This is a genomic window from Kitasatospora sp. NPDC057512 (assembly GCF_042802135.1).
In the GTDB taxonomy this organism is placed as follows: domain Bacteria; phylum Actinomycetota; class Actinomycetes; order Streptomycetales; family Streptomycetaceae; genus Kitasatospora.
This window is the reverse complement of the sequence record NZ_JBHVET010000486.1, coordinates 1-6,768: the sequence shown is the minus strand read 5'-3', so window position 1 is coordinate 6,768 and position 6,768 is coordinate 1. Positions and strand designations below refer to the sequence as shown.

The following is a 6,768-nucleotide window of genomic DNA, read 5'->3' as shown; positions in this document are numbered from 1 at the left end:
CGCCCGGGATGCGGCCCGAGGCCTCGGCGCGCGCGTCGGCTCGTTCGCCGGCAGCGGCGGCAGGACCGTCGGCAGGCCCGCCCGCGCTGCCGTCCCCGCGGCCTCCGTCGCGTTCGCCGCCACGGCCGCCGTCGCGGGCGACGTCATGGCCGCCGTCGGATTCGTCGCCGTGGCTGCCACGACTGCCGTAACTGCCGTGGCTGCCGTCCTGGTCGCCCTGGTCGCCGTGGTCGCCGCCGAGGTGGTCATCGTGGTGATCGCGGCGGTCCTCACCGCACTGGTCGGCGCACACCTCGGCCCGGCCGTCGGAACGATCGGCGGCAGGCCCGCGGGCCGGGTCCACGCTGCGGGACGTGTCCGGTTCAACCGGTCGGGGAGGCTCAAAACCAGCCATGGCTCACGGCTCTTCGATGGAGAGGGGCCGACAGGAGAGGAGGAGGACAACGCTGCCCGGGCAGCAGGCCCGCCCACGGGATGACGTCGGTCTGCGCCGCGCAGCACCGTATGTGACCTGTTCCTTTCAGAGTACGACGGGCTTGGGGCCCCGCCCAGCGAGGAAGCTCCGGAGCGACGTTGTTCCCGCGAAAGGGGGATGCGCCCGCCGAGGCTGTGCGCTCCGCCCACAGGCGATCGCGCCCCCTCCGGAAAGGAGGTTCCCTGGAGCTTGACTGAGCGGACCGGGCGGCGCAACAGCCCCACGGGACACCGTGACCGGACTGTCATGGATCGGCGACGATCCGTTGCGGCGCGTCGCGAACCGTGACGTCCGACCTGCCCCGACAGCCCCGGTGAACCCGCTCGTCACCGCCCGCCCCCGGGGTGCGGAGGCCGTTTCAGCCACTCCGTACGGCTTCGCGACGGCGTCTGGCATTTGCCATATGCATAGGCGCGGCCGCTGGCACCATGCTCGGCATGTCCCTGCTCCTGTTCGACCTCGACAACACCCTGCTGCCCCGGGACGCCGCCTACCGGGCCTGGGCGCAGGACTTCCTGTCCGAGCACGACCTCCCGCCGGTCGACCTCGACTGGTTCGTCACCCTCGACGGCGGCGGCTACGTACCGCGCAGCACCGTACTGTCGGCGGTCCGGCGGCGCTACGGGCTGGACGTCTCCGCCGACTTCCTGACCGCTCACTACCGACGCGGCATCAACTCCCACATCCACTGCCCGCCCCGGCACATCGAGGCGCTCCGGGCCGCCCGGGCGGCGGGGTGGACGCTGGGGATCGTCAGCAACGGCGGCACCCGGCCGCAGTTGGAGAAGATCCGGCGGACCGGGCTGGGCCCGCTGGTCGACGGCTGGGTCATCTCCGAGGAGGCCGACTGCGTCAAGCCGGACCCGCTGATCTTCGAGATGGCGGCCCAGCGGTGCGGCATCTCCCCCACCGGGGACTGGGCCGAGCACACCTGGATGATCGGGGACCACGCGCCCGCCGACATCGCCGGTGCCGAACTCACCGGGCTGCGCAGCGTCTGGTTGCACCACGGCCGGCCGTGGGCGGAGAGCGGCTACCGGCCGACGCTGAAGGCGGCCGGTCTGCCGGAGGCCGTCGGCCAGGTCCTCGCCGCGCGGAACGCGCCCTCGCCGCGGCCGGACGTCCGTTCCGGCGGGCCGCTCCGGAAGGCCGCGGCGGGAGCACCGGTACACGCGACGGCGCTGGTCGGCGCACGGTCCGGCGCACGTCCCGCGGTGGCCGCCGTGGACGGCCCGAGTGCATCCGTTCCCGCGACCGCCGGGACCGCCGGCCAGGCCACCCCCGCAGGTGGGCCGGGTGTCCGAAACCGATCCGACGGGTTTGCCCTGATCGCCGAGGCCCGTCCGGAGACCGGCCCGGGCTCCGGGACCAGGGCGGGGAGCAGACCGGGCCCGGCCACGGACGGCCTCCGCCCCGCACCGGCCGCGGCCACCGTCACGGCCGGAGCCACGGCCTGAGCCGTCCGTCCGAAGCCCCTCGGTACCGGGCCCGACGGCGCCGCACCCGCCCGGACCACCTTCGCCGCCGCGCCCCCTGCGGCGTCGTCCGCAGCCGCGGCGGCGGCCGCCCGGTAGCCCCTCGGCCGCACCCCGCCCGAGCCCCCTCGCTTCCCCGCCGCCCCCGCGCCGCCGTCAGCCGTTCGCCGGCCCCGCCAGTCCCACCGGCCCTACCGGACTCACCGGACTCACCGGCCCCCCGGCTACACCGTCGCCGCCACCGCCGTACGGGTCCACCAGCAGGTGCGGGCCTGCTCGACGAACCCGAGCTTGCGGTAGAGCGGTTCGCCGAGCGAGGTGGCGACCAGGGTGGCCGGGCGGTCCGGGTGTGCGTGGGCCAGGGCGGTCCGGAGGACGGCGTGGGCCGCGCCCCGGCCGCGCAGGTCGGGCAGCGTGGCGACCCAGTACACGCCGGTGGCCCGGCCGTCGTCATAGGTGAGGCAGGTGCTCGCCACCGCGCCGTCGACGCGGCCGAGCCAGCCCCGCCAGCCGGCGACGTCCAGCAGTTGCTCCGGAAGGGCCTCGCCCCGGACCCAGGGCTGTCGGGCGGGCAGCGGGAAGCCCTCCACGATCGTCCGCTCGACCACGGCGAAGCTGTCGCCGTCCCGCGCCTCATCGACCGTCAGGACGCCGCCCCCGTGCGCTTCCGAGACCGCGGGCAGGTCGGTGGTCGCGCCCTCGACCGGCCCCGGATCCCGGACCATCACCGGCATGAGCGGCATCCGGGTGGCGCCGAGGCCGGTGAGATCGAGCCCGTCGTACGGGTCCTCCACGGTGCAGCGTATGGTCGACCACTCGGCCATCAGCTCCGCCAACTCCTGCTCCACGGCGGCCGGTTCGTCGTAGGGGCGGGTCACCACGATGCGGTGCGCATCGTCCGGGGTCCGGGCGCACCGGACCGCGGTCAGCCCCGGGCGGGTGCGGGACTGCCAGCCGTGGACGCGGGCTTGGGCGAGCCAGAAGGCGGCGGCGTTGTCGTTGGCCCGTTCGAGCCGGCTGTTGGTGTTCACGGCAGGACCGTAACCCGGTGCTCCGGTTCCCGGTTCCGCCGTCCCAGGCTTGGCCGGATGAAGCCTGGGAGGCGCACGACTTCTCCCCGTGCGCCCCCTCGTGCACCGCCGATTTTCGGTCAATTTCGCGCCGATCCCTCCCGCTTGGGCAAATCCGCAGCCCAGACCAGCCGGCCGGGCACACCGGAGCCGGACGCCCCAGGAACCGTCCCGCGACAACCAGCCACCGTTGCCCCGGCCCTCTTCCCAGAAAGGTCGACGGGTGCCACGCTTCGTGATCGAATGCATCACGCCAAATTGCCATGTCGACATAGCGTCGGATGGTGAACTTGTCACAACGGCAATGGTCCACCCGATAGATTTCGATCTTGGCCAGCAGTGCCGCACCACCCACACCACACCACCGAGGGGGCTTGAGCGCCTTGAGCAGGGTGAGCAGGAGCGACGCGGGTCCTGACAGCGGCCAGGCGGCGGCCGGCAGCTCGGGTCGGTCCGCGAGAAGCACTGGCACCGCCGCGATCGCCACCACCCGCACCTCCGGCACCCCGGGCGCCGCCTCGCACTCCTCGTACTCCGCAGTGCCCTCCCCCGGGGCGGGCACCGGCATCGGCCCCGGCGCGGCGCCGGCCACGGCCGACCACGGCGCGGCGGCACCCTACGGAGGCCAGCCCGCCTACGGAGGCCAGCCCGCCTACGGAGGACAGCCGGCCTTCGGCGGACAGCCCTTCGGCGGACAACCCGTCAGCCGAGGACCCGTCAGTACCGGCCAGACCTACGGCGGCGAGCACCCGGGCCATTCCAGCCATCCGGGACACCCCGGCCATTCCGGCCACCCGGGCTACGGCGGCCAGCTCGGTCACCCCGGTCATTCCGGCCACCCCGGCTACGGCGGCGGCGCCCCGGGGCCGAACGGCGGCGGCACCGTCGCCGCCGGGCCGGGCGGCGGTCCGCTCGGTGGCCTCGCACTCGGCTCCGGCTCCGGCCACGGCCCGCTGGGCCACGGCGGGCCCGGAGCGAACGGCTCCCCGACCCCGGTGACGGCCTCCGCCCCGCGCAAGCTGTCCGGCCGGCGCCGCCGGGAGACCGTCGCGGTGCTGATCTTCGGCGGCGCCCCGATCTTCGAGAGCTCCATTCCGCTCTCCGTCTTCGGCGTGGACCGCCAGGACGCCGGGGTGCCCCGCTACCGCCTGCTGGTCTGCGCCGGCGAGGAGGGCCCGCTGGCCACCACCGGCGGACTGACCCTCTCCGCGCCGTACGGCCTGGAGGCGCTCGCCCGGGCCGGCACGATCGTCGTACCGGCCTGGCGCTCGATCTCCCAGCCCCCGCCGGTCGAGGCGATCACCGCCCTGCGCAAGGCCCACCACGAGGGCGCCCGGATCATCGGGCTCTGCACCGGCGCCTTCGTACTGGCGGCCGCCGGCCTGCTCGACGGCCGCCCGGCGACCACCCACTGGATGTACGCGCCGACGCTGGCCAAGCGCTACCCGCGGGTCCACGTCGACCCGCGCGAGCTGTTCGTCGACGACGGCGACGTGCTCACCTCGGCCGGCACCGCCGCCGGCATCGACCTGTGCCTGCACGTGGTGCGCAGCGACCACGGCGCCGAGGCGGCCAACGCGCTGGCCCGCCGCCTGGTGGTGCCGAGCCGCCGCGGCGGCGGAGGACAGGCCCAGTACATCGATCAGTCTTTACCTGAAGAGATCGGCAACGACCCGCTGGCCGAGGTGGTCACCTGGGCGTTGGAGAACCTCAACCAGCAGTTCGACGTCGAGGTGCTGGCGGCTCGCGCGTACATGAGCCGGCGCACCTTCGACCGGCGGTTCCGCACGCTCACCGGCAGCGCGCCGTTGCAGTGGCTGATCACCCAGCGGGTGCTCCAGGCGCAGCGGCTGCTGGAGACCTCGGAACTGTCGGTGGACGACGTCGCGCGCCGGTGCGGGTTCCGTTCGCCGGTGGCGCTGCGCGGGCACTTCCGCCGCCAGCTCGGGGTCTCCCCGGCCGCGTACCGAACCAGCTACCGGGCCCGTCGCCCCGGTCAGCAGCCGACCGCCCCGGCCGGTGCGCTCGGCGACCTGCGGCTGTCCGGAGCGCTCCCGCACCCGGCGGGCGCGGTCGTCCCGACGGGCGGTCCGCTGTTCGGCGGGGCCCACGGCATGCCGTCGGGGCAGCCGTTCCCGGCCGGTCCGGGCGCGCCGCTTCCGGTCGGCTCGCACGGGCAGCCGGTGCCGCACGGGCAGCACGGCCAGCAGGTCGGACACGGCCAGCAGGGCGGCCACGGGCAGCCCGGCGGGTTCGGTCCGGGCCAGGTCGGGACGCCGACCGGCCAGGCCTTCCACGCCCGCGGCGGTCAGCCGTACCCGCACCAGCAGGCCTCGCAGCAGTCGCACCCCGGGCAGCAGGGTGCGACTGGGCGCGGTCCGCTGCGGCCGCCGGTGGTTCCGCCGCAGGCCGGGTCGGGGACCGGTCGTCCGCCGCGCACCGCCGAGCACGCGGCGGCGGAGGACGGCCTCCCCCAGCCGGGGGTGCGCGGCCAGGGCCAGGGGCACCGGAGCGCGGCCGAGCGGCCCGCCGACGACCCCGGTTCGGCCGGGCGCGGCCACGGCGCGGCCACCGGACGGATGCCGGCCCCGGCCGGGCAGCCGGGCTCCGGCCCGGGCGAGCTCCGCGGCCGCCAGGCCCGGGCTCCGCAGGTCCGCGGCCAGGCCGGCCGGCCCGCGGCCGAGGCCGCCCGGACGGCGCGCGAGGTCCGGACCGGACGGGACGGCCACCCGGTCCTGACCGGCCGGGAGGGCGAGCACCCGGACGGCCACGGCACGCACGACGGGCCGGAGGAGCACCAGGCCGAGGCACCCCGCTCGGCTCCACCGGTCCCCGCGGCGCGTGATCGCGCCGTAGGGTGAGTTGTGTGAATGACCGTTTGGTATGGATCGACTGTGAGATGACCGGCCTCGACCTCGACCAGGACGCCCTGGTCGAGGTCGCGGTGCTGGTGACGGACTCCGAGCTGAACATCCTCGGCGAGGGCGTGGACGTCATCATCCGGCCGCCGGCCGAGGCGCTGGCGAACATGCCCGAGGTGGTGCGCGGGATGCACACCGCCTCCGGGCTGCTGGAGGAGCTGGAGCAGGGCATGACCCTGGCCGAGGCCGAGGAGCGGGTGCTCGCCTACGTGCGCGAGCACGTGCCGGAGGCCGGGAAGACCCCACTGTGCGGCAACTCGGTGGCCACCGACCGCGGCTTCCTGGCCCGGGACATGCCGGCCCTGGAGAAGCACCTGCACTACCGGATCGTGGACGTCTCCTCGATCAAGGAGCTGGCCCGCCGCTGGTACCCGAAGGCGTACTACAACAGCCCGCAGAAGGGCGGCAACCACCGGGCGCTCGCCGACATCCGGGAGAGCATCGACGAACTGCGGTACTACCGCGAGGCGGTGTTCGTCCCGCAGCCCGGCCCGGACGCCGACACCGCGCGGGCGATCGCCGCGAAGTACCGGGCCCCGGCGAGCTGAGCCCGTCCCGCCGGGACGGGCCCGCTCCGGAGCCGCCCGGCGGACCCCTGCCGGAAGGGCCGAGAAGGTGCCCGCGTTCGCCGGAGCGAAACCCTGGCGCGAGCACCCTCTCGGATCCTGTAGAGTTCTTCCTGTCGGAACGGGAACGCGAGAGCGGGAACGGACCGGACAGATGGTGGGTGTAGCTCAGTTGGTAGAGCACCTGGTTGTGGTCCAGGTGGCCGCGGGTTCGAGTCCCGTCACTCACCCCAGAGCCTGAGGGGCCGATCTCTTCAAGAG

The 6,768-nt window shown here is 75.0% G+C and carries 4 protein-coding genes, 1 tRNA gene and 1 pseudogene; 5 read left to right on the top strand and 1 reads right to left on the bottom strand.

Annotated elements, in window-relative coordinates:
- Together ACFU6K_RS27015 and ACFU6K_RS27010 are read left to right on the top strand one after the other, a co-directional pair.
- Positions 1 to 478, top strand: a 478-nt coding sequence (locus tag ACFU6K_RS27015) for a hypothetical protein (protein ID WP_380667226.1), incomplete at its 5' end; no start/stop codon positions are given.
- A gap of 434 nt (positions 479 to 912) precedes the next feature.
- Positions 913 to 1,932, top strand: coding sequence for an HAD-IA family hydrolase (locus tag ACFU6K_RS27010; protein WP_380667224.1), 1,020 nt, complete (start codon positions 913 to 915; stop codon positions 1,930 to 1,932).
- 242 nt (positions 1,933 to 2,174) lie between these two features.
- Here the strand turns inward: ACFU6K_RS27010 and ACFU6K_RS27005 are convergent, their stop codons facing one another.
- The gene (locus ACFU6K_RS27005; RefSeq protein WP_380667222.1) at positions 2,175 to 2,981 is read right to left on the bottom strand and encodes a GNAT family N-acetyltransferase; all 807 of its coding nucleotides are present in this window, start codon (positions 2,979 to 2,981) and stop codon (positions 2,175 to 2,177) included.
- A 1,034-nt stretch (positions 2,982 to 4,015) separates the two neighbouring features.
- Between ACFU6K_RS27005 and ACFU6K_RS27000 the strand changes: the two are divergent.
- The 3 genes and pseudogenes from ACFU6K_RS27000 to ACFU6K_RS26990 all read left to right on the top strand — a co-directional run.
- Positions 4,016 to 5,021: pseudogene (locus tag ACFU6K_RS27000) on the top strand (helix-turn-helix domain-containing protein); the annotation flags it as partial.
- An 865-nt stretch (positions 5,022 to 5,886) separates the two neighbouring features.
- Complete coding sequence (gene orn, locus ACFU6K_RS26995; RefSeq protein WP_380667220.1) at positions 5,887 to 6,489, top strand: oligoribonuclease; 603 nt, start codon at positions 5,887 to 5,889, stop codon at positions 6,487 to 6,489.
- 175 nt (positions 6,490 to 6,664) lie between these two features.
- Positions 6,665 to 6,740, top strand: a tRNA-His gene (locus tag ACFU6K_RS26990).
- The last annotated feature ends 28 nt before the right edge of the window (positions 6,741 to 6,768 follow it).